The following is a 21794-nucleotide window of genomic DNA, read 5'->3' as shown; positions in this document are numbered from 1 at the left end:
TATCCCAGTGATCGGTCGTCTACGTGGCACCCTGGCGGAAAAGCAGCCGCCCCATCTCCTGCTCGACGTGGGCGGAGTCGGCTACGAGGTCGAAGTGCCCATGACGACCCTTTATCGGCTGCCGGCCCAGGGCGAAGTCGTCACATTGCATACCCACCTCGTGGTACGGGAAGATGCGCACCTGCTCTATGGGTTCGGGGAAAAACGCGAGCGAGAGCTGTTTCGCGAGCTGATCCGACTCAATGGTGTCGGCCCCAAGCTGGCCCTGGCGTTGATGTCCAGTCTCGAGGTGGATGAATTGGTTCGCTGTGTGCAAGCCCAGGACACGGCCGCCCTGGTCAAGGTGCCCGGGGTGGGCAAGAAGACCGCCGAGCGTCTGCTGGTCGAGCTCAAGGACAGATTCAAGGCCTGGGAAAATCTGCCCGCCATCGCCCCCCTGGTCCTGCCGAACCAGGCCGCCGTCGCGGCCAGCGCCGAGGCCGACGCGGTCAGCGCCCTGGTCGCCCTGGGCTTCAAGCCCCAGGAAGCCAGCCGCGCCGTCGCCGCCGTGGAAGGGGAAGACCTTTCCAGCGAGGAACTCATCCGTCGCGCCCTGAAGGGCATGGTCTGATCCCATGATAGAAACCGATCGTCTCATCTCGGCCGGTGGCCGCGACCGCGAGGAAGTCCAGGATCGCGCCATTCGCCCGGTGCGGCTGGCGGACTACATCGGTCAGCCGGTGGTGCGCGACCAGATGGGCCTGTTCATCCAGGCGGCGAAGGGCAGGGGCGAGGCCCTCGACCACACCCTGATCTTTGGCCCGCCCGGTCTGGGCAAGACCACCCTGGCCAACATCATCGCCCAGGAAATGCGGGTGTCCCTGAAGAGCACCTCCGGTCCGGTACTGGAACGCCCGGGCGATCTCGCCGCGCTGCTGACCAACCTGGAAGCCGGCGATGTGCTCTTCATCGACGAGATCCATCGCCTCTCGCCCATCGTCGAGGAGGTCCTCTATCCGGCGATGGAGGACTACCAGCTCGACATCATGATCGGCGAAGGGCCGGCGGCGCGCTCCATCAAGCTGGATCTGCCGCCCTTCACCCTGGTCGGCGCGACCACCCGTGCCGGCATGCTGACCAATCCGCTGCGCGACCGCTTCGGGATCGTCCAGCGCCTGGAGTTCTACGGCACCGCGGACCTGGCCACCATCGTCACCCGCTCCGCCGGCATCCTCGGCCTCGCCATCGAAGCCGAGGGCGCGATGGAAATCGCCCGCCGCGCACGGGGCACGCCGCGGATCGCCAATCGCCTGCTGCGGCGGGTGCGCGACTTCGCCGAGGTGCGTGGGCAGGGCCATATCAGCCACGACATCGCCAGTCGCGCCCTCGACCTGCTGGACGTGGATGCCCAGGGCTTCGATCACCAGGATCGCCGGCTGCTGCTGACCATGATCGACAAGTTCGACGGCGGTCCGGTGGGCGTGGACAGCCTGGCGGCGGCCATCAGCGAAGAGCGTCACACCATCGAAGACGTGCTGGAACCCTATTTGATCCAGCAAGGCTATATCATGCGCACGCCGCGCGGGCGGGTGGTGACCCGGCATGCCTATCTGCACTTCGGACTCAACCTGCCGACGCGTCTGGCCCAGGGCGGTACGCCCGATCTGTTCGAGGTCAATGGTAACTAAATGCAGTTGCGAACATTTCTGATTGGCAACGGCGAGGCTAGGTTCTAGAGTATGCACGCGCAATCGCGGAGCCCGTCGCCGTCCGTCCTCAGGTGTCGTGTCTACTACGAAGATACCGATGCCGGCGGCATCGTCTATTACGTCAACTACCTCAAGTTCATGGAACGCGCCCGCACCGAGCGACTGCGCGCGCTGGGCTATGCCCAGTCCGAACTCGCCCGGGACGGTCTGCTCTTCGTCGTCCACAGCAGCGAAGCGCGCTACCATGCGCCCGCGCGACTGGATGACGAGTTGCTGATCGGTGCCGAGGTGGTCGAAGCGAAGCGCGCCAGCCTCAGGTTTCACCAGGAGGTCCGGCGTGCTAAGGACGATGTCCTGCTCTGCGAAGGGTGGGTAACGGTCGCCTGCGTGCGTGCTGACAGCTTCAGGCCGAGGGCCATGCCCGAAGCCATGCGAACGGTTCTTGCCGGAAGTCCGGCGTCAATTCAATCAGGAGATTAAGCGTGCAACCCAACGTCGACCATACGTCCATGTGGAGCCTCATCGCCAACGCCAGTCTGGTGGTGCAACTGGTGATGCTCATCCTGGTCGCAGCCTCTGTCACGTCCTGGATCATGATCATCCAGCGTGGCAACGCCATGCGCGCCGCCAAGCGTTCCCTGGATGCCTTCGAAGAGAAATTCTGGTCGGGCATCGATCTGTCCAAGCTGTACCGCCAGGCCGGCAGCAACCCCGATCCGGATTCCGGCGTCGAGCAGATCTTCCGCGCCGGTTTCAAGGAGTTCTCCCGTCTGCGTCAGCAGCCCGGCGTGGATCCCGATGCGGTCATGGAAGGTGTCTCCCGCGCCATGCGCGTGGCCATCTCCCGCGAGGAAGAAAAGCTCGAACAGGCCCTGCCGTTCCTGGCCACCGTCGGCTCCACCAGCCCCTACGTGGGTCTGTTCGGTACCGTCTGGGGCATCATGAACTCCTTCCGCGGCCTGTCCACCGCCCAGCAGGCGACTCTGGCCACCGTGGCACCCGGCATCGCCGAAGCGCTGATCGCTACCGCCATCGGTCTGTTCGCCGCCATTCCCGCCGTTGTGGCCTACAACCGTTTCGCCGCCCGCTCGGAAATGCTGATCAACCGCTACTACACCTTTGCGGATGAATTCCAGGCCATCCTGCACCGCAAAGTCCACACCAGCGACGAATAAAGAGGTATCCGATGGTCCCTCGCCGCCAGAAACGCAAGCCCGTCGCCGAGATGAACGTGGTGCCCTACATCGACGTGATGTTGGTGCTCCTCGTCATCTTCATGGTGACGGCGCCCATGCTCAACCAGGGCGTCAAGGTCGACCTGCCCAAGGTCGACAGCCAGGCCCTGCCGCAGGACAACGACAAGCAGATCCTCACCGTCTCGGTGAAAGCCGACGGTACCTACTACTGGAACGTCGGTTCCGAAGTGGATACCGATCAGAAGGCCAAGTCCTCCACCGCGGTGTCCCTGCCGCAACTGAGTCAGCAGGTCGGTGCCATCATGCGTCAGCGTGCGGACACCCAGGTGTTCATCCGCGGTGACAAGGCTGCCAACTATGGCGTCGTCGCCGGCGCCATGGGTGCCTTGCAACAGGCCGGCGTCCCCAACGTCGGGTTGATTACCGAGGCGCCTTGATGCGACACCGCGAGCGTTCGTCGTCCGAAAGTTATTTCTGGCCGGTCACCTGGGCAGTCGCCCTGCATGTGCTGATCTTCGGCCTGCTGTTTGTCAGCTTCGCCTTCACCCCTGAATTGCCCCAGTCGCGTCCGGTCGTCCAGGCGACCCTGGTCCAGCTCAAATCCAAGAGTTCGGCGCAGGTGCAGACCGAGCAGAAACTGGCGGGGGAGGCGAAGAAGACCGCGGCCAAGCAGTACGAGCAGGAACAACTGGAGCAGCGTCGTCAGCAACAGGAAGCCCAGCGTGAAGCGGCGGCGGCCAAGGCGGCTCAGCAACAGAAGGAAGCCCAGCAACAGGCCGCGGAACAAAAGAAAGCCGACGACGCTCGAAAGGCGCAGCAAGCGGAAGCGGCGGCCAAGGCCGCCGAAGCCAAGGCTGAGGCCGAGAAACAGTCCGAGGCCGCCAAGGCGGCTGCGGAAGCCAAGCAGGCCGCCGAGCAGAAGAAGCAGGCGGACATCGCCAAGAAGAAGGCTGACGAAGCAGCCAAGCAGAAAGCGGCCGAGGAAGCGGCGAAGAAGGCTGCGGCAGAGGCAGCCAAGCAGAAGTCGGCCGAAGAAGCCAAGCAGAAGGCTGCAGCCGAGGCGGCCAAGAAAGAGGCTGCTGCGGAGGCCGCCAAGAAGAAAGCGGCGGACGACGCCAAGAAGAAGGCTGCCCAGGCGGCTGCGCGCAAGGCGGCGGAAGACAAGAAGGCGCAGGCCCTGGCCGAGTTGTTGTCCGATGATACCCAGCGGCAGCAGGCACTGGCCGAAGAGCAGGGCGACGAGGTGGCATCGAGTTTCGATGACCTGATCGTGCGACTGGTCAGCGAGCAGTGGACGCGTCCGCAGTCGGCGCGCAACGGCATGAGCGTCGAGGTGCAGATCAACATGCTGCCGGACGGCACCATCACCAGCGCGACGGTGACCCGCTCCAGTGGCAACAAGGAATTCGATAATTCAGCGGTATCGGCCGTGCGTAACGTCGGTCGTATCCGTGAGCTGCAGCAGCTGGATCGCAAGACCTTCGATCAGCTGTACCGTCAGCGCCGCATGATCTTCAAACCGGAGGACCTGAGTCTGTGAACACCCTGATCCGTTACATCCTGCTGGGCCTGGTCCTGGTGGTGGGCTCCGCCCAGGCGGCCGATCCGCTGGTGATTTCCAGCGGTAGTGATCGCGCCATCCCGATCGCCGTCGTGCCCTTCGGGTGGCAGGGTGGTCAGCCACTGCCGGAAGACCTGGCCAACATCGTCAGCGACGACCTGCGCAATTCCGGGGTGTTCTCGCCGATTCCGCGCCAGAACATGCTGAGCCAGCCAAGCCAGGCCAGCGAAGTCATCTTCCGTGACTGGAAGGCCCTGGGTGCCAACTACGTGCTGGTGGGCAGCATCGTGCCCAATGGCGGTCGGCTGCAGATCAACTACGCCCTGTTCAACGTTTCCACCGAACAGCAGGTTCTGACCGGCAACGTCGGCGGCGGCACCGATCAGCTGCGCGACATGGCCCATTTCATCTCCGACCAGGCCTATGAAAAGCTGACCGGTGTGAAGGGTGCCTTCTCGACGCGCATCCTCTATGTGACCGCCGAGCGCTTCTCCGCCACCAACACCCGTTACACCCTGCAGCGCGCCGACTATGACGGTGCCCGTGCCGTTACCCTGCTGCAATCGCGCGAGCCGATCCTGTCGCCGCGTTTCGCGCCGGATGGCAAGCGCATCGCCTATGTCTCCTTCGAGCAGCAGCGCCCGCGCATCTTCATGCAGTACATCGACACCGGCCGCCGCGAGCAGCTGACCAACTTCGAAGGCCTGAATGGCGCGCCGGCGTTTTCGCCCGATGGCAATCGCCTGGCCTTCGTGCTGTCCAAGGACGGCAACCCCGAGATCTACGTGATGGACCTCGGCTCGCGTGCCATTCGTCGTGTGACGAATGACTCGGCCATCGATACCGAGCCCTTCTGGGGCAAGGATGGTCAGACCATCTATTTCACCTCCGACCGTTCCGGCAAGCCGCAGATCTACAAGACCAACGCCAATGGCGGGGGTGCTGAGCGCGTGACTTTCGTCGGTAACTACAACGCCAATCCGAAACTTTCGGCGGATGAAAAGACGCTGGTCATGGTGCATCGCCAGGAAGGTTTCACCAACTTCCAGATCGCTGCGCAAGACCTCCAACGCGGCTCTGTGCGGGTACTTTCCAACACCAGCCTGAACGACTCGCCCACTGTTGCGCCCAATGGCACCATGCTAATCTACGCCACCCGCCAGCAGGACCGAGGCGTCCTGATGCTTGTCTCCATCAATGGTCGCGTCCGGATTCCTATTCCCACCGCCCAGGGTGACGTGCGCGAGCCTTCCTGGTCTCCTTACCTGAACTGACGGCTAATTAGAAAAGTCCTTAGTTACACCAACATTGCGGTTCTTTTAGGAGTTACATGATGGAAATGCTGAAATTCGGCAAGTTCGCTGCACTGGCTCTGGCCATGGCCGTGGCCGTGGGCTGTTCCTCCAAGGGCGGCGACGCCTCCGGTGAAGGCGCTGGTGCTGGCGCTGGCGCCGGTGCTGTCGACCCGAACGCTGGCTACGGCGCGAACTCGGGTGCCGTTGACGGCAGCATGGGCGACGAAGCCGCTCTGCGCGCCATCACCACCTTCTACTTCGAGTACGACAGCTCCGACCTGAAGCCGGAAGCCATGCGCGCTCTGGACGTTCACGCTCGTGACCTGAAGGCCAGCGGCCAGCGCGTCGTTCTGGAAGGCAACACCGACGAACGCGGTACCCGCGAGTACAACCTGGCTCTGGGCGAGCGTCGTGCCAAGGCCGTTCAGCGCTACCTGGTACTGCAGGGCGTGTCCCCGGCTCAGCTGGAGCTGGTTTCCTACGGTAAAGAGCGTCCGGTTGCCGTCGGTCACGACGAAGCTTCCTGGGCTCAGAACCGTCGCGTCGAGCTGAAGAAGTAATAAACGATGTCCAAGCGCCTGCAGTTCTTGATCGCCCTGACCCTTGGTGTACCGGTTGTCGCCGGGGCTCAGGTTCCCGTACAGGATGGTAGTTATGGCGTTGCCCAGTCCGCTGGGCAAGGCTATGGCAATGCAGGCGCGGCCAGTGCCGGAAACGGGGCTCCCGTTTCCGGCATGGGTCAACTGTTCATGCAGTTGCAACAGATGCAGGACGATATCGCTCGCCTGCGTGGCCAGGTCGAGGTTCAGGAAAACGAGATCCGCCAGCTCAAACAGGAAGGATTGGATCGTTACCAGGATCTGGATGGCCGTATTTCCCAGCTTTCTTCCGCGCCTGCCAATGCGGGCGGCGGAGCCGCTGCCGGTGCTGCCCAGGGTGGTGCCATCGCGGCCAACAATGCGCCGACGCCGCCTGCTTCCGCAGGGGCACCGGCCGCCAGCAGTGAACCGGGTGATCCGGCGAAGGAAAAGCTGTACTACGACGCTGCCTTCGATCTGATCAAGGCCAAGGATTTCGACAAGGCCAGCCAGGCGTTCAATGCCTTCCTGCGCAAGTATCCCAATAGCCAGTATGCGGGCAACGCCCAGTACTGGCTGGGTGAAGTGAATCTGGCCAAGGGCGATCTGCAGGCTGCTGGCCAGGCCTTCGCCAAGGTCAGTCAGGCCTATCCCACCAGCAACAAGGTGCCGGATTCGTTGTACAAACTGGGTGGCGTCGAGCAGAAGCTCGGCCGCACCGATCGGGCCAAGGGCATGTACCAGCAGGTCATCAGCCAATATCCCGGAACCTCCGCTGCGCAACTGGCGCAGCGGGATCTGAAAAGCCTGCCCTAGCGCAGGCTTTTTTCTTCTATCTACCGCAACGGAGGCGGATGGCCTGTGTAGCCGTCACGCCCGTGGCTTCCATGCAAAAAGATACCCTACGTCTTACCGAGATTTTCTATTCGCTCCAGGGTGAAGCCCGCACCGCCGGTCTTCCTACCGTCTTCGTCCGGCTCACCGGCTGCCCGCTGCGCTGTCACTATTGCGACACGGCCTATGCCTTCACCGGCGGCGAGATCCATCACCTCGATGCCATCCTGGAGCAGGTCGCGAGCTACCGCCCGCGGCACATCTGCGTGACCGGCGGCGAGCCGCTGGCCCAGCCCAACTGCCTCAAGCTGCTCGAGCAGCTGTGCGACGCCGGCTACGAGGTGTCGCTGGAAACCAGTGGCGCCCTGGATGTCAGTGGCGTGGACGGGCGTGTCAGCAAGGTCGTCGACCTCAAGACGCCGGGCTCGGGGGAGGTGGGGCGCAACCTGTACGCCAACCTCGACCACCTGACGCCCAACGATCAGGTCAAGTTCGTCATCTGCTCCCGCGAGGACTATGACTGGGCCATCTCCAAGCTGATCGAATATCGCCTGGAGCAACGGGCGGGCGAGGTGCTGTTCTCACCCAGCCATGGCCAGGTGGCGCCGCGTGAGCTGGCGGAGTGGATCGTGGCGGACAACCTGCCGGTGCGCTTCCAGCTGCAGCTGCACAAGATTCTCTGGAACGACGAACCGGGACACTGAGCATGAGTCAGCCTAAAGCGGTCATCCTTCTTTCCGGCGGCCTGGATTCCGCCACCATCGTCGCCATGGCCAAGGCCCAGGGCTTCGCCTGCTACACCATGAGCTTCGACTACGGCCAGCGCCATCGCGCCGAGCTGCAAGCCGCCGAACGCGTGGCGCGCCAGCTGGGCGTCGTCGAGCACAAGGTGATCGGCCTGGATCTCAATGGCATCGGTGGCTCGGCGCTCACCGACCCGGACATCGCCGTCCCGGAGACCCCGGGCGAGGGCATCCCGGTCACCTACGTGCCGGCCCGCAATACCGTGTTCCTGTCCCTGGCCCTGGGCTGGGCCGAGGTGCTCGGTGCCCGTCATCTCTTCATCGGGGTCAATGCGGTGGACTACTCCGGCTATCCGGATTGCCGGCCGGAGTTCGTCGAAGCCTTCGAGCGCCTGGCCAATCTCGCCACCAAGGCCGGTGTGGAAGGGGATACCTTCAAGATCGAAGCCCCGCTGCAGTTCCTTTCCAAGGCGCAGATCGTCCAGGCTGGCAGCCAGCTGGGCGTCGACTATGCCCTGACCGTCTCCTGCTACCAGGCCGACGATGAAGGCCAGGCCTGCGGTCGCTGCGACAGCTGCCGCCTGCGCGCCGAAGGCTTCAAGGCCGCTGGAATTTCCGATCCTACGCGCTACCAGTAAAAAATTTTATCTAGGGTGTTGATTCTCCTGAGAAAATCGCTAGAATGGCGCCCACTAACGGGTCGTTAGCTCAGTCGGTAGAGCAGTTGGCTTTTAACCAATTGGTCGTAGGTTCGAATCCCACACGACCCACCATCTTCACCAGAAACCCTCCGCAAGGAGGGTTTTTGCGTTTCAGGCCTATGGCCAGGAAAACTAAAAGGCTCTCTCAGACTGCGAGTAGTTCTTGCCCTGAGGTGTAATCGCCAAGTCAGGCGTGTGGCCGGCCTGGGTTGTACGCTTGAAGGCTGGGCCTGCTGCCAACGCTAGACGCTCAGACAGTGCCGCTCTCGTCTGGGATGGAACGGCTACCGGCACGGTAGTCGCCGAAAAGGTGCCCGGCGCCTGAGGGACGGTTGGAGATTGCCGGACAGGCAGCGTCACCTCGGGCGTCTGAACCGGCGCGGATGTCAGCGCCACGCCGGTGGGCACGGATTCGACTGCGACAGGAGAGAGGTGTTCGGTAGGGGAGGCGTCATGCGCCCTGGCGTGGCGAACGGTTGGCTTCATATCGGCAAAAAAAAGCCCCCGCGCAGGGCGGGGGCAGATTCAGTGTGAAGCCTTCAGATAAGCCAACCTGAAAGATGAGCTGGAGCACTCTCTCTAGCTGACTGCACCGCCAGTTGGCGGTTCAGGCCAGGCAGCCAAGGCGTGCGCACCGTCACTGTTGAATCATGGTGGCCGCCCGCTGCGTCGCTTCGGACGTGCGCGTAGCCAGCTTGCGAACTTCGTCGGCTACCACCGCAAAGCCTCGTCCGGCCTCGCCGGCTCGTGCCGCTTCGATCGCGGCATTGAGCGCCAGCAGGTTGGTCTGGGCGGCGATGCCCTGGATCGAGCTGACGATATCGGTGACGTTCTTCAGGTTTTCTTCCATCTCGCGATGCTGGGCCTGCTGAGAATCGCGAAGCGCATTCTGCTCATGGGTGGCATGGATATCGGTCAGGGCGCCTACCACCCGCAGTGGCGTGCCGTCCTGGGCGCGTCGGGTCTGACCTCGTGCCCGGAACCAGCGGTAGCTGCCATCCTTCAATTTCAGGCGGTAGGTGATATCGAAGCCCGTCTTGCCACTGCGGTCATTGAGGTGGGCACCAAAGGCCTCGATGCTGCGTTGCTTGTCCTCGGGATGCAGGCGGGACGCCCAGCTGTCGAGAACATCGGGAAACTCTTCGACTGTCTCGAATCCCAGCAGGCGGCGGAACTGGGGCGACCACCAGAAGGGATTCTGCGGATTGACCGGATCGCCCGCTATCACCTCCATGTCCCAGAGACCATCATTGAGCATTTCGCGGGCAAGCTCGAAACGCGTCAGGGTCACCTCGAGTTCAGCGTCGCGCTGGCGCTGATCGTGGATGTCCCTGAGGGAGCCCGCCACACGCAGCGGCGTACCCTTGGCGTCGCGGAGGGTCTCGCCGCTCGCACGAAACCAGCGATACTCGCCGCTCTTGGTCGCCACGCGGTATTCGATGTCATAGGGGGTGTTGCCGCTGCGATCATTCAGGTGCCGGGCGAATGCGTCCAGAGTCGGTTTGCTGTCCTCCGGGTGTAGCCGATTGGCCCAGCTTCCGAGCTCGTTCGGGAAGTCCTGCTCGTTGCGAAAGCCCAGCAGGGCACGAAACTGATCCGACCACCAGAACGCATTACGCGGGTTGACCGGATCTCCAGCGACCACTTCCATATCCCACAGGCCTTCACTGGTAGCACGATTGACCAGGTCAAAGCGGGTTGCCAAACGGTCAGCCGCGGCTTCGCGCTCGGCGAGGCGAGCGGTCAGCTGTTCGATCTCGCTTTGCATCTCGTGCAACTGGGCGTCGAGTGTCCCCTGGCGAGCCAGCAGTACCTTCAGGCCTTCAGCTACCCTGCGCACCGGGGCTGGCCCGGTGAGCGAATCGAGCCTGGCTGCGGCCTCGGGTTGCTCGACAGCGGAAGCGATTACGTCGAGACCACGCATGATGGACAGATGCTGAAGGATGGACATAGGGCGGTTCCAGGTAGGTGATATGGCCGGACATGCGATGTCTGTTTGATATCAAATGTCGGCACGAGCGCAATTATCTTTAACGCGATATTAAAGCTGGGTTGCAGATCGAGCGTGCGGTCAATGTGTGGCGACGGCGCAGAGACTCGCGGAGGCCCATCGGTAAAACACAGACGATAGGGCGGTTTCAAACGGCCCAGCGAGTCCATTACGGAATGGGCCAGCTGCACCGGGCCCTGAGCCATCCGCTGCTTGTACTACAGCATTCGCCACAGCTGCGGATCGATGCTGAGCTTCATCAACGGGATCTTGACCGCCGGCGGTGCTGCGTAACGTGGTCGGGCGGCCCACAGGCGGCAGCGGGAAGACGCGAAAGGCCGCGTTGAGGTGAGGGCAGCGCGCAGCCTCCATCTGCCTGACGATGGCCCGCAGTTGGATATGGAGGAGGGCGAACGGGTGCTGCTCGAGATGCCATCGATCTGTCGACGCGGCGGCATCGCTTATGCATTCTTCACGCCGGTGTAGTTGGACACAGGGAGGATCTAAACAACGCAACCACGGCCCCACTGGGGCCCCTCTATCTCCGAAAGCCGACCTGAACGGAGCGATGAGTGGTCGTCCGCCAGGTCGTCTTTGAAACCAGAGCGAGAGGGGATATCGGCTTATTTCGAGGTGAAGCTGATGTCACTGAAACAAGGGTGATCAGAGGTTCATGGCTGTTACCCAAGCGCTGGTGTCAGCTCTTCAGCATTTCTGAACAACCAGGGCTGACGGGCACGGTGCTTGACCTCGAACGCTCGGATCGCATCGGCTTCCAGCAAGGTCAGGCCGATATCATCCAGTCCTTCGACCAGGCAGTGTTTGCGGAAGCCGTCGATCTCGAAGCTTAGAATCTTGCCATCGGGGCGGGTCACGGTCTGGGCCTGCAGGTCGATGTGCAGCCGATAGCCCGGATTGGCTTCAACCTGCTTGAAAAGCTCGTCCACTTCGCTATCGCTCAAAACGATCGGCAGCAGGCCGTTCTTGAAGCTGTTGTTGAAGAAGATATCGGCGAAACTCGGCGCGATGATGCTGCGGAAACCGTATTCCTCCAATGCCCAGGGCGCATGCTCGCGACTGGAGCCACAGCCGAAGTTCTCCCGGGCGAGCAAGACGCTGCTGCCCTGATAACGCTCGGCGTTAAGGACGAAATCCCGGTTCAGTGGCCGCTTGGAATTGTCCTGGTACGGCTGTCCCTCATCCAGGTAGCGCCATTCATCAAACAGATTGGGGCCGAAACCCGTCCGGTAAATCGACTTCAGGAATTGCTTGGGAATGATCTGGTCGGTGTCGACGTTGGCGCGGTCCAGAGGGGCGACCAGTCCTGTGTGCTGGGTAAAGGCTTTCATGCTTGTCTCCTTCAGATCAGATCGCGGACGTCGACGAAACGACCGTTCACCGCCGCGGCGGCGGCCATGGCCGGGCTGACCAGGTGGGTACGACCACCGGCTCCCTGACGCCCGGCGAAGTTGCGGTTGGAGGTGGAGGCGCAATGCTCACCGGACTCCAGGCGGTCTGGGTTCATTGCCAGGCACATCGAGCAACCTGGCTCGCGCCATTCGAAACCGGCTTCGAGGAAAATCTTGTCCAGGCCCTCCGCTTCGGCCTGGGCTTTCACCAGACCCGAGCCCGGCACGACCAGGGCCTGCTTGATGGTCGAAGCCACCTTGCGGCCCTTGGCGATCACGGCCGCAGCACGCAAGTCTTCGATCCGCGAATTGGTGCATGAGCCAATGAACACGCGATCGAGCTGGATGTTGGTGATGGCCTGGTTAGGGGTCAGGCCCATGTACTTCAAGGCATGGACGATGGAATCGCGCTTGATCGGGTCCAGCTCCTGGGCAGGATCGGGAATGTTCTGGTCCACGGCCAGGACCATTTCCGGCGAAGTGCCCCAGCTGACTTGTGGCTTGATCTGCGCGGCGTCGAGCTCGACGACCTTGTCGAAATGGGCGCCGGCGTCAGACACCATATCTTTCCAGGCTTCGACGGCCATCTCCCACTCCACGCCTTTCGGGGCGAACGGGCGACCCTCGACGTAGGCGATGGTCTTTTCGTCCGTCGCTACCAGGCCGACGCGGGCGCCGGCCTCGATGGCCATGTTGCAGATGGTCATGCGGCCTTCCATGGACAGGTCCCGGATGGCGCTGCCCGCGAACTCGATGGCGTGGCCGTTACCCCCGGCGGTACCGATCTTGCCGATTACCGCGAGGATGATGTCCTTGGCGGTGACGCCGAACGGCAATTGGCCATCGACGGAAACCAGCATGTTCTTCATCTTCTTGGCGACCAGGCACTGGGTCGCCAGCACATGCTCGACCTCGGAGGTGCCGATACCGTGTGCCAGCGCAGCAAAGGCGCCGTGGGTGGCGGTGTGGGAATCGCCGCAGACCACGGTCATGCCCGGCAGGGTGGCGCCCTGTTCCGGTGCGATGACATGGACGATACCGTGGCGAACGTCGTTCATCTTGAATTCGGTGATGCCGTACTGATCGCAGTTGTCGTCGAGGGTCTGCACTTGCAGACGCGAAACCGGATCGGTAATGGCGGCGATGCCGCCCTTGCGCTCCGGCGTAGTCGGCACGTTGTGGTCCGGGGTCGCAATGTTGGTATCGACTCGCCATGGCGTGCGGCCACTCAGACGCAGGCCTTCGAAGGCTTGCGGGGAAGTCACTTCGTGAATGATGTGACGGTCGATGTAGAGCAGCGCCGAGCCATCGTCGCGCTGTTTCACCAAATGCGAATCCCAGAGTTTGTCGTAAAGCGTTTTGCTAACCATCGCAATATCCTGCTTTGAGTTTTTGTCTGCCAGGAAACTGGCTCTTAGATCGAGTCGAGCAACGAGCGCGTATTTTTCATCTACAGGTACTGAACAAAACTGAACCTTTATCAATGTTTGAGCGCCCGACTTGTAACATCGGGCAGTTGCACGAGAGTCTCGCTCGGTGACGTGGCCGATTTGGCGGTCTCGGATCGTGCAGCATCACGGGGTTCTTCCAGGTCTTCGCCATCAAGGGCTCTATTCATCTTGGCGGTGTCCAAGGCGCCTACCCATTTGGCGATGGCCATGGTTCCTACTCCATTGCCGATCGTGTTGGTGATCCCTCGCGCCTCGGACATGAAACGATCCACGCCCAGCAGCAGCACCATGCCGGCCACCGGGATGGTGTCGAGCGAGGCCAGGGTCGCGGTGAGGATGATGAAGCCTGCGCCGGCCACGCCCGCAGAGCCCTTGGAGGTAAACATCAGAACGGTCAGCACGATCAGCTGATCGGTCAGTGTCAGAGGTGTATTGGTCGCCTGGGCGATAAAGATGGCGGCAATGGTGTAATAGATGGCCTGTCCATCTGGATTGAAGGTCAAGCCCGATGGGATGACGAGTCCTGCCACCGGCTTGGATACACCCGCTCTTTCCATCTTCGAGATCATTTGCGGCAACACCGATTCGGAGGAGCAGGTCCCCAGCACGGTGAACAGTTCTTCCTTGATGTACCTCAGGAACTTCCAGAGGCTGAAGCCGCTGTAGCGGCAGATCGGCCCCAGCACGAAGATCACGAAGAGGGCGCAGGTGAGATAGACGCAGGCCACCAGCTTGCCCAGCGAAAACAGCGAGCCGAATCCGTATTTGCCGATGGTGAAGGCGATCGCCCCGAAGGCACCGATAGGCGCCAGGCGCATCACCATGCTGACGATCCGAAACATGCCTTGCTTCAGGCTGTCGAGCGTGTCCACGAAGAGCTTCGCCCGAGGCCCGGCATTGGCCAGGGCTACCCCCAGCAAGACGGAAAAGAGGAGGATCTGCAGCACGTTGCCTTTCGCGAAGGCATCGACGATCGTGTGGGGAATGATGCCCATCAAGAAGTCCATGGCCGACGTATGCTTGGCCGCCGTGGCATAGCCGCTGAGACTTGAGGTATCCAGGGTCGAGACGTCGACATTCATTCCACTGCCGGGGCTCAATACATTGGCCACCACCAGACCGACGACAAGCGCCAGGGTGGAAACCACTTCGAAATAGATCAGGGCGCGAAAACCGACCCGCCCCAGTTCTTTCATGTTTTCCATGCCCGCGATGCCGGTCACGACCGTGAGGAAGATGACCGGCGCCAAGAGCATCTTGATGAGCTTGATGAAGGCGTCACCCAGAGGTTTCAGCGCGGCGCCCGTTTCGGGAAACAGTACACCGACAAGGGAGCCGGCTATTACGGCGAGCAATACCTGTACATATAGCTTTCCGAGCGCTTTTTTCATTATGGAATCCTGCATTGTTATTTTTGTCAGGAGACATCGCGAGAACAGTTTTCTGTCCGGCTGCGGGATGTCTGAATCATCACTTGAGGCAATCAAGCCGATCAGCGATCAATCATCTTCAGTAATGCGTTCGTCTAATGCGAGTTGGGCTTTCAGGCTTTTTACGGACGAGCGGAATGGGTGCAGCTATCTCCTCGGTTAATATCAAGAGTTTGGATATAGCCTGGTTATAACAGGCATATTTCGCCGCTGACTTTCTTCGCCGGAATAGGCGGGCCTATGATCCGGTGGCCTGGTTCTTAGTTCGCTACGCACGCCTGAAAGCTGCTTCGGTCGTAATTGTCCCGATAACAGGATCTGGCTCGCCAGCAGGCTCGTGACCTGGCTGGCCGCAGGCTGTTCAGCAGAAGGTGATAGGAGTATATATAGTGATCGCTACAGTGTGAGTGCTTAGAAATTACTACTTAATTAACTCTGGGTTAACAATGAGTCAGACCCTCGATCTCGCCTTCTTCCATCTGCTCGCGGAGAAGGGCAGCCTGGCGGCGACAGCCCGTGATCTGGGCGTAACGCCGCCGGCGGTGAGCAAACGTCTGAGCGCGCTGGAGGCACGCCTGGGTATTCGCCTGGTCAACCGCACCACCCGCTCCATGAGCCTGACCGCTGAAGGTGAGATGTATTTCAGCCACGCCGAACGCATCCTCACTCAGATCAACGAGGTGGAGCAGCTGGTCAGCAGTTGTCGCGCCACACCCAAGGGCCTGATACGCGTCAATGCGACCCTGGGTTTTGGCCGGCGCTATATCGGCCCGGCCCTAGCGGCCTTTCATACCCGTTATCCGGAAGTGAAGGTGCAACTCGAGCTCAGCGATCACCCTCTGGATCTTGCGACCCATGGTTTCGATCTGGCCATCCGCATCGGCAACCTCCCGGATGCGGCTTTCCACGCACGCAAGATCGCCGCCAATCGCCGACTGCTATGCGCCTCCTCCCTGTATCTGGAAAAGCATGGCACCCCGACCCGACTCGCGGACCTGCAGAACCATAGCTGTATCTTTCTACGCCAGAATGAGGCGACCTACGGCGTCTGGAACTTCAATCATGGCGGGCGAACCCAGAATGTTAAGGTCCATGGCGTACTGAGCTGTAACGACGGCGAGGTGGCCCTGAATTGGGCGCTGGAAGGGTATGGGATTCTGCAGCGTTCCGAATGGGATCTGGCCCGCTATGTACGCAGCGGTCGCCTCAAAGTCGTGTTGGAAGACTACACCGAGCAGGCGGATATCTATGCGGTGTATCCGCAACAACTGCATCTGTCGGCTCGAGTGCGCAGCCTGATTGATTTCCTGGTCGAGCGTTTCTCCAACATCAACGCCATGGGTGAAGATTCAGGCCATCCTGAAGACTGACTACATCCTGCTGAACTCCGGCCAGGTGGCGAAGGATGGCCGTCTTCGCCGAAGCAGGGATTTCCAAGTGGTCAGCGCCAGGGCGCCGAATCTCAAACTGGCTGCCGCAGATCTCCCGAAGGATCTCGTCGCGCTCGCTCCAAGCCCGACGGCGACCAACAGGGTGGCATTGCCGCGGGTATTGCCCAGGTCATTACTCGATGCCCGAGAAGGTAGCGGTAGCGGAGACACTGACTACTGCGCTGCGCTACCGCCACGCTGGCAACGCCCAGCAGCCTTGCTGCTGGGCAGGGATGGGCTGAGGCTGGCCTGTCTCAGACGTCGACGATCCCCAGGACCTTGGCGGTCTCGGCGCGACTCTGCCGGCAGGCCGCCGCATCGGTCTTCAGATCGAGGCCGTAGGTGGGCAGGATGAGTCGCAGCGCCGGCAGCCAGGCGTCTTCGGTGAGGCGCTCCGGGAAGCAGGTTTCCAGCACCTCCAGGGCGATGGCCGCCGCCGTCGAGGCACCGGGCGAGGCGCCCAGCAGCGCGGCGATGGACCGATCCGCAGCGCTCACCAGTTCGGTGCCGAATTCCAGTTCACCCTTCTTGCTCAGCAGGCCGTGCTGGCCGGTGGGCTTGATGGTCTGCACCCGCTGCCCGGCCACGGCTTCCTGCCAGTCGCGCTTCAGCGCCAGGGGGAAGAATTGCTGCAACATGGCGAACTGCTGGTTGGCGCTCTGGAAGATCTGCCCGATCAGGTACTCGGTCAGGTCCATATTGTCCTTGGCCACGTTCAGCAGCGGCAGGATGTTGTCGTGGCGTAGCGAGGTGAAGAGATCGGTCAGGGCGCCGTGCTTGAGGAAGCGTGTGGAAAAGCCCGCATAGGGTCCGAACAGCAGCGAGCGCTGGCCACCGACGATGCGGGTATCCAGGTGCGGTACCGACATCGGCGGCGACCCCGAGGGCGCCTTGCCGTAGACCTTGGCCTGGTGCCGTTCGGCCAGCGCCGGCACATCGCAGCGCAGCCAGATGCCGGAGATGGGAAAGCCGCCAAAGCCATGGCCTTCGGGGATGCCGGACTTCTGCAACAGCGGCAGCGAACCGCCACCGGCGCCGATGAAGACGAACCGAGCGGTGACCTCCGTCCGGCCGCCGTGCTCGACGTCCTCCACCGTCACCCGCCAGCGACCGCCGTCGGTACGGGCCAGGTCGACCACCCGCTGGTGATAGTGCACGGCGAAGCCCGATTGCTGGCGCAGCTGGCGCACCAGCAGGTGTGTGAGGGCACCGTAATCGACGTCGGTCCCGGTGACCATGCGGGTCGCGGCCACCGGTTCGTCGGCGCTGCGTCCCTCCATGATCAGCGGTGCCCACTGGGCGATCTGCATGCGGTCTTCGCTGAATTCCATGCCGTGATAGCAGTGATGGGCGCTCATGGTTCGGTAGCGCTCACGCAGGAAGGCGACGTTGTCCGCGCCCCAGACGAAACTCAGGTGCGGGCAGGCGTGGATGAAGGCCTGCGGATCGGGGATCGCGCCCTTGCGGACCAGGTGGGCCCACAGCTGGCGCGAGAGGTCGAACTGGGTGTTCACCTTGAGCGCCTTGGCGATGTCGACGCTGCCGTCGTGCCGTTGCGGGGTGTAGTTCAGCTCGCAATTGGCGGCATGGCCGGTGCCGGCGTTGTTCCAGCCCTGGGAGCTCTCCTGGGCGCAATCGTGCAGGCTCTCGAACAGGGTCACGCTCAGGCTGGGGTCCAGCTCCTTGAGCAGGGTGCCCAGGGTGGCGCTCATGATGCCGGCGCCGATCAGCACGACGTCGGGTGAATCCGTGGAAGACAGGGACATGATCGGTTGCTCCAGGTCAGGCGGCGGTATGGGGGACGAAGCGCAGGTCGGCGCCGGGTTCGTAGAGGACATAGGCACGACGCCAGGGCTCGTCGCCGAGCAGCTTCCAACGGTGCCCGGAGCCGGTGTCGTCCTGGGCCAGCAACACGTCGCCGGGCCGCAGCACGAAGGTCTGGCCCGACTTCACCTCGAATTCCAGGGTGCCGGTGAGGGTGATGACGAATTGGGGCTGCGGGTCCTGGTGCCAGGCGAAGGAGCCCCCCGCGGTGGTTTCCTGAAAGGACAGTTCGGTGACCGCGATCGGCAGGCCCGACGCCTTGCCGTGCAGGCCTTCGCCCAATTCCAGATGGCCTTCCTCGAACAGCGAATCACCCTCGCTGCCGGTCCAGAGCCGTACACATCGAATAGCCATTTCCGTCTCCTGAAGCCTGGGTGAGTGATCGGAGTGGGCGGATTTGCCGGATGGCACAGGGCATCCGCCAGGCCCTGAATGCGGGTGCGCCGCCTGCTACAGATGGGCGGCCAGCACGATGCCCAGCGCTATGCCCGGGATGGCCAGCAGGGTGCTGAACAACACGCTGCGCGCCGCGTCCTCGCTGTAGACGCCATGGGCCATGGCCAGGGTGGGCGCTGCCGTGGCGGCAGGCAGCACGCCGAGCAGGAACACCTGCTGGAGCAGCTCGCCCTGCAGGCCGACGGCTACGCCCACAGCGAGCATCACCAGCGGTTGCAGCAGATTCTTCAGCCCCAGGTTGAGGACGATGTCGCGATCGAGGCTCGGCCGGATGCCGGACAGGATCAGGCCCAGGGTGAACAGGGCAACGCCGCCGGCTGCCCGGCCGATCTCGTCCGTCGCCGACACCAGCAGCTGCGGCAGCCGGATACCCAGCAGCGCGCAGGCGAGGCCCAGCAGGGGCAGCAGTACCAGGGGCTGACGCAGGGCCTTGCCGAGCGCCTGGCGCGCGCCGCCGCCGCTCAACAGCACCAGCGACAGCGGGAGCACCAGCAGGGTGTAGATCAGGTTGCCGACGATCACCGCCAGCACGGCGGAGGGGCCGACTGCAGCGATCAGGACGGGCGGCCCGCAGTAGGCCATGTTGGGAAAGGACACCGTGATGGCGCGCATGGTCGCTTCGCGCCAGGTGTGCCCGCCCCGGTAGCGACCGAGCAGCAGACCCAGCAGCCAGATCCCGATCAGGCCGGACGCCAGGGTTGCCACATAGGGCAGGTTGAGAATCTGCTCGGGACGGGTTTTGGCGGCGGCGAGCAGCAGCGCAATAGGCAGGGCGAAGGTGACCACGAAGGTGGCGAGAGGCTTGCTCGCCGTCTGTTGCAGGATGCCCCAGCGGCCGGCGCACCAGCCCAGGGCGGTGACGAAGATAATGGGGGCGAGTGCCTGGGAAATGGTTTCGATCATGGCCGCTGCCTCGCCGTCACGGAGACAAAGAGCGCATTGCCAGAGTGCCTTGGATCAGCGAATGAACGGCTTGACATCCGAAACTCCCAATTCCGCGTAAGGCTGTCGGTAGTGGAGGAGGGCAAGGCGGTGTAGGCACGCAGGTAAGCGATACAGCAGGCTCCGCTGCGTTTGAAAGGCTCTACAAAGGCCCTCGGCCTTTTCTAGGATGGCAAAGGGACACATTCGTTTACAGAGATGAATGACCGTTCGTCTGAATTAGACGTTGGTCTAATTTCAATATCAGGCAGATAGATATTTCACCGTACGACGGCCAGGCCGGGACGACTTAGGACGTTACGCAGGCCGCCTAGATGGCTCCGAGGTCCTAGACGCTGCATTCCGCAGGGCTAGAGGTCCAGAAGTCAGGTTGGCGCGCTCCGCCGATTACGGCGACGCCGTCCTCTCACTCGAACGACGTCATCGTTACTCCGTCCTAGCGCTCGCTCGGTACCGCTCGGAGCCCGTCGAGTATCACCCGGATCGGGTCGTACTCGACGGGTCGCAACCCTGCGTCAGCCTGCCGGCCGGTTGCCGACAGGACCCGGGAGGGGAGGTGGTATCTGGAGGGTCGGCGACATCTACACGCGGAATCGCCGAATCTGCCCATTCAGCTCAACCGCTAGTTCAGACAGCTGCTGGCTGGCGGCGCGGGTCTGTTCCGCGCCGGTCGCCGTCTGGACCGACAGATCGCGGATCCGTACCAGATTGCGGTCGACCTCGCGGGCCACCTGCGCCTGTTCTTCCGCGGCACTGGCGATCACCAAATTTCGCTCATCGATACCCGACACCGACTGGGCGATGGTCTCCAAGGCGCCACTGGCGGCCTGCGCTTGTTCGCGGGTCTGGCGCGCCTGGTCGGCACTGGTCAGCAAGGCATTCACGGTCTGGCCGGTGCCGTGCTGGATGCTGCCGATCATCTTCTCGATTTCGCGCGTGCTGTCCCCGGTACGCTGGGCCAGGCCCCGGACCTCATCCGCCACCACCGCGAAGCCGCGACCGGCATCGCCTGCCCGCGCGGCCTCGATGGCCGCATTGAGCGCCAGCAGGTTGGTCTGCTCAGCCACCGAGCGGATGACGTCGAGGACCTGGCTGATATTGCGGGTCTGTTCGGCCAGCTCGCGAGCGCGATCGCTGGCGCTCATCACGTTGTCGGTCAGGGTCTCGATCGCAACCAGGGTATTGCCCAGCTGCTGCTGGCCGTCACGCGCGCTGGCCGCGGCCTGGCGCGAATCGGTGGAGGTGGAGGTGGCGTTGCCGGCCACTTCCTCGACCGCCTGGCTCATCTCGGTCACCGCGGTGGCGGCCATCTCGATCTCGCTGTTCTGCTGCTGCAGGCGGTTGGCGCTCTCCTGCATGACGGCGGTCATTTCCTCGGCGGCGGAGGCCAGCTGGGTGGCCGACTGGCCCAGATGGCCCAGGGTGTCGCGCAGATTGGTCTGCATCTGCTGCATGGCCTGCAGCAGTTGGGCAGCCTCATCGTGACCACGGGCGTCCAGGGTCTGGGTCAGGTCGCCGCTGGCAATGACCCTGGCCGCGGCCACCGCGGTGGCTATGGGGTAGGTCAGGCTGACCGTCATGCGCCAGGCCAGCAGGAGGGTCAGGCCCAGCGTGAGGCCGATGGACAGCCAGGTGATCGTCTTGGAGTGGCTATAGGTGATGCCCGCGTCCTCGGTGGCTGCCTTGACGTCCTCCTGGTTCACCTTGCGCAGGGCCTCGGTGCTCTCGTTCATCTTGGTGCCCAGTTGGGCCATGGCCGCCTGCACCAGGGCCCGGCCTTCTTCCACCTTGCCGGCGGCGACCAGATCGGCCAATTGGTTGACGTTGTTGAGGTAGTCCCGGTGGACCTGGCGCAGGGTCTCGAAGGCCTGGCGCTCACGGTCGGAGCTGACCATGCCGGCATAGCGGCCGAAGGCGTCGGCGACCTCGCCACTGATGCTCTCGATCTTCTTGCGCGTGTTGGCGACGGTAGCGGCATCAGGTATGGCCAGCAGGCGCAGCACCTCGATGCGGGTCCGGGCCAGTTGCAGGGCCAGGTTATCGGCTTCCACGATCCCCGGGATGCTGCTCGTTTCGATCACCAGACTCTGGTCCCTGATCTGCGACATCTGGGTGATGCCGAAAATACCCAGCCCGGCTACCAGCAAGGCGAGGAGGCCGAAGCACAGCAGGCTGCGGGTGGCGATGTTGAACGCGCGAAGGGTCATATCCATGTACCGGTTGAGGAGTGTGAGAAACGTAACGGCAAGGGTTGCGGTAACTTGAG

At 62.7% G+C, this 21794-nt stretch carries 20 protein-coding genes and 1 tRNA gene; 13 read left to right on the top strand and 8 right to left on the bottom strand.

The features are described from left to right. Positions 1 to 7 precede the first annotated feature (7 nt). The 12 genes from ruvA (at position 8) to DBY63_RS01900 (ending at position 8668) form a co-directional block, all read left to right on the top strand. A complete protein-coding gene (ruvA, locus tag DBY63_RS01955) occupies positions 8 to 610 on the top strand; it encodes a Holliday junction branch migration protein RuvA (protein WP_007160335.1) in 603 nt (200 codons plus the stop codon). A gap of 4 nt (positions 611 to 614) precedes the next feature. Beyond that, entirely contained in the window at positions 615 to 1667 is a 1053-nt protein-coding gene (gene ruvB / locus DBY63_RS01950) for a Holliday junction branch migration DNA helicase RuvB (RefSeq protein WP_007160334.1), read from the top strand. 51 nt (positions 1668 to 1718) lie between these two features. Then, the gene (ybgC, locus tag DBY63_RS01945) at positions 1719 to 2168 is read left to right on the top strand and encodes a tol-pal system-associated acyl-CoA thioesterase (protein WP_027601708.1); all 450 of its coding nucleotides are present in this window, start codon (positions 1719 to 1721) and stop codon (positions 2166 to 2168) included. A gap of 2 nt (positions 2169 to 2170) precedes the next feature. Further along, on the top strand, positions 2171 to 2863 hold the full coding sequence (gene tolQ / locus DBY63_RS01940) for a protein TolQ (protein ID WP_007160332.1): 693 nt from the start codon (positions 2171 to 2173) through the stop codon (positions 2861 to 2863). Positions 2864 to 2874: 11 nt separating this feature from the next. Continuing rightward, complete coding sequence (tolR, locus tag DBY63_RS01935) at positions 2875 to 3321, top strand: protein TolR (RefSeq protein ID WP_007160331.1); 447 nt, start codon at positions 2875 to 2877, stop codon at positions 3319 to 3321. After that, positions 3318 to 4424 (top strand): cell envelope integrity protein TolA, encoded by a 1107-nt coding sequence (gene tolA, locus DBY63_RS01930; protein ID WP_256594334.1) that lies wholly within the window; start codon positions 3318 to 3320, stop codon positions 4422 to 4424. The genes tolR and tolA overlap by 4 nt, the downstream gene beginning before the upstream one ends. Further along, positions 4421 to 5719 carry a Tol-Pal system beta propeller repeat protein TolB gene (gene tolB, locus DBY63_RS01925; RefSeq protein ID WP_108581152.1) on the top strand — a complete coding sequence of 433 codons (1299 nt, stop codon included), beginning with the start codon at positions 4421 to 4423 and terminating at the stop codon, positions 5717 to 5719. Before tolA ends, tolB begins: the two co-directional genes overlap by 4 nt. Before the next feature lie 59 nt (positions 5720 to 5778). Further along, entirely contained in the window at positions 5779 to 6300 is a 522-nt protein-coding gene (pal, locus tag DBY63_RS01920) for a peptidoglycan-associated lipoprotein Pal (protein ID WP_007160328.1), read from the top strand. A gap of 6 nt (positions 6301 to 6306) precedes the next feature. Next, a complete protein-coding gene (ybgF, locus tag DBY63_RS01915; protein WP_108581151.1) occupies positions 6307 to 7134 on the top strand; it encodes a tol-pal system protein YbgF in 828 nt (275 codons plus the stop codon). Positions 7135 to 7205: 71 nt separating this feature from the next. Further along, positions 7206 to 7856, top strand: a complete 651-nt coding sequence (gene queE / locus DBY63_RS01910; RefSeq protein WP_108581150.1) for a 7-carboxy-7-deazaguanine synthase QueE — start codon at positions 7206 to 7208, stop codon at positions 7854 to 7856. A gap of 2 nt (positions 7857 to 7858) precedes the next feature. Next, complete coding sequence (gene queC / locus DBY63_RS01905; protein ID WP_042133038.1) at positions 7859 to 8533, top strand: 7-cyano-7-deazaguanine synthase QueC; 675 nt, start codon at positions 7859 to 7861, stop codon at positions 8531 to 8533. A gap of 59 nt (positions 8534 to 8592) precedes the next feature. After that, positions 8593 to 8668 (top strand) — tRNA-Lys (locus DBY63_RS01900). A gap of 565 nt (positions 8669 to 9233) precedes the next feature. Here DBY63_RS01900 and DBY63_RS25340 read toward each other — a convergent pair. From DBY63_RS25340 to DBY63_RS01880, 4 genes are all read right to left on the bottom strand, one after another. Beyond that, the gene (locus DBY63_RS25340; RefSeq protein ID WP_052504074.1) at positions 9234 to 10547 is read right to left on the bottom strand and encodes a PAS domain-containing protein; all 1314 of its coding nucleotides are present in this window, start codon (positions 10545 to 10547) and stop codon (positions 9234 to 9236) included. A gap of 719 nt (positions 10548 to 11266) precedes the next feature. Beyond that, a complete protein-coding gene (gene leuD, locus DBY63_RS01890; RefSeq protein ID WP_044340805.1) occupies positions 11267 to 11935 on the bottom strand; it encodes a 3-isopropylmalate dehydratase small subunit in 669 nt (222 codons plus the stop codon). Between the two features lie 11 nt (positions 11936 to 11946). Beyond that, a complete protein-coding gene (leuC, locus tag DBY63_RS01885; RefSeq protein ID WP_108581149.1) occupies positions 11947 to 13365 on the bottom strand; it encodes a 3-isopropylmalate dehydratase large subunit in 1419 nt (472 codons plus the stop codon). Positions 13366 to 13475: 110 nt separating this feature from the next. Continuing rightward, positions 13476 to 14837, bottom strand: coding sequence for a dicarboxylate/amino acid:cation symporter (locus DBY63_RS01880; protein WP_108581148.1), 1362 nt, complete (start codon positions 14835 to 14837; stop codon positions 13476 to 13478). 485 nt (positions 14838 to 15322) lie between these two features. On the opposite strand from DBY63_RS01880, the gene DBY63_RS01875 reads away from it, so the two are divergent. Continuing rightward, on the top strand, positions 15323 to 16246 hold the full coding sequence (locus tag DBY63_RS01875) for a LysR family transcriptional regulator (protein WP_027599942.1): 924 nt from the start codon (positions 15323 to 15325) through the stop codon (positions 16244 to 16246). A gap of 314 nt (positions 16247 to 16560) precedes the next feature. Here DBY63_RS01875 and mqo read toward each other — a convergent pair whose 3' ends face one another. From mqo to DBY63_RS01855, 4 genes are all read right to left on the bottom strand, one after another. After that, positions 16561 to 18072, bottom strand: a complete 1512-nt coding sequence (gene mqo, locus DBY63_RS01870) for a malate dehydrogenase (quinone) (protein ID WP_108581147.1) — start codon at positions 18070 to 18072, stop codon at positions 16561 to 16563. A 16-nt stretch (positions 18073 to 18088) separates the two neighbouring features. Then, positions 18089 to 18484, bottom strand: a complete 396-nt coding sequence (locus tag DBY63_RS01865) for a cupin domain-containing protein (protein ID WP_027601818.1) — start codon at positions 18482 to 18484, stop codon at positions 18089 to 18091. A 96-nt stretch (positions 18485 to 18580) separates the two neighbouring features. After that, positions 18581 to 19489 carry an AEC family transporter gene (locus DBY63_RS01860; protein ID WP_027601819.1) on the bottom strand — a complete coding sequence of 303 codons (909 nt, stop codon included), beginning with the start codon at positions 19487 to 19489 and terminating at the stop codon, positions 18581 to 18583. A 620-nt stretch (positions 19490 to 20109) separates the two neighbouring features. Next, entirely contained in the window at positions 20110 to 21735 is a 1626-nt protein-coding gene (locus tag DBY63_RS01855) for a methyl-accepting chemotaxis protein (RefSeq protein ID WP_108581146.1), read from the bottom strand. Positions 21736 to 21794 lie beyond the last annotated feature (59 nt).

It is taken from the genome of Pseudomonas sp. RIT411 (assembly GCF_003057735.2).
GTDB lineage: Bacteria > Pseudomonadota > Gammaproteobacteria > Pseudomonadales > Pseudomonadaceae > Chryseomonas > Chryseomonas oryzihabitans.
The sequence above is the reverse complement of the archived record's forward strand: the minus strand, read 5'-3'. Positions and strand labels throughout refer to the sequence as shown.

Coding starts and splice junctions, on each gene's coding strand:
- ruvB (WP_007160334.1), top strand. CDS start 615: ATGATAGAAACCGATCGTCTCATCTCGGCCGGTGGCCGCGACCGCGAG.
- ybgC (WP_027601708.1), top strand. CDS start 1,719: ATGCACGCGCAATCGCGGAGCCCGTCGCCGTCCGTCCTCAGGTGTCGT.
- tolR (WP_007160331.1), top strand. CDS start 2,875: ATGGTCCCTCGCCGCCAGAAACGCAAGCCCGTCGCCGAGATGAACGTG.
- pal (WP_007160328.1), top strand. CDS start 5,779: ATGGAAATGCTGAAATTCGGCAAGTTCGCTGCACTGGCTCTGGCCATG.
- ybgF (WP_108581151.1), top strand. CDS start 6,307: ATGTCCAAGCGCCTGCAGTTCTTGATCGCCCTGACCCTTGGTGTACCG.
- queE (WP_108581150.1), top strand. CDS start 7,206: ATGCAAAAAGATACCCTACGTCTTACCGAGATTTTCTATTCGCTCCAG.
- queC (WP_042133038.1), top strand. CDS start 7,859: ATGAGTCAGCCTAAAGCGGTCATCCTTCTTTCCGGCGGCCTGGATTCC.
- DBY63_RS25340 (WP_052504074.1), bottom strand. CDS start 10,547: ATGTCCATCCTTCAGCATCTGTCCATCATGCGTGGTCTCGACGTAATC.
- leuD (WP_044340805.1), bottom strand. CDS start 11,935: ATGAAAGCCTTTACCCAGCACACAGGACTGGTCGCCCCTCTGGACCGC.
- leuC (WP_108581149.1), bottom strand. CDS start 13,365: ATGGTTAGCAAAACGCTTTACGACAAACTCTGGGATTCGCATTTGGTG.
- DBY63_RS01880 (WP_108581148.1), bottom strand. CDS start 14,837: ATGAAAAAAGCGCTCGGAAAGCTATATGTACAGGTATTGCTCGCCGTA.
- DBY63_RS01875 (WP_027599942.1), top strand. CDS start 15,323: ATGAGTCAGACCCTCGATCTCGCCTTCTTCCATCTGCTCGCGGAGAAG.
- mqo (WP_108581147.1), bottom strand. CDS start 18,072: ATGTCCCTGTCTTCCACGGATTCACCCGACGTCGTGCTGATCGGCGCC.
- DBY63_RS01865 (WP_027601818.1), bottom strand. CDS start 18,484: ATGGCTATTCGATGTGTACGGCTCTGGACCGGCAGCGAGGGTGATTCG.
- DBY63_RS01860 (WP_027601819.1), bottom strand. CDS start 19,489: ATGATCGAAACCATTTCCCAGGCACTCGCCCCCATTATCTTCGTCACC.
- DBY63_RS01855 (WP_108581146.1), bottom strand. CDS start 21,735: ATGACCCTTCGCGCGTTCAACATCGCCACCCGCAGCCTGCTGTGCTTC.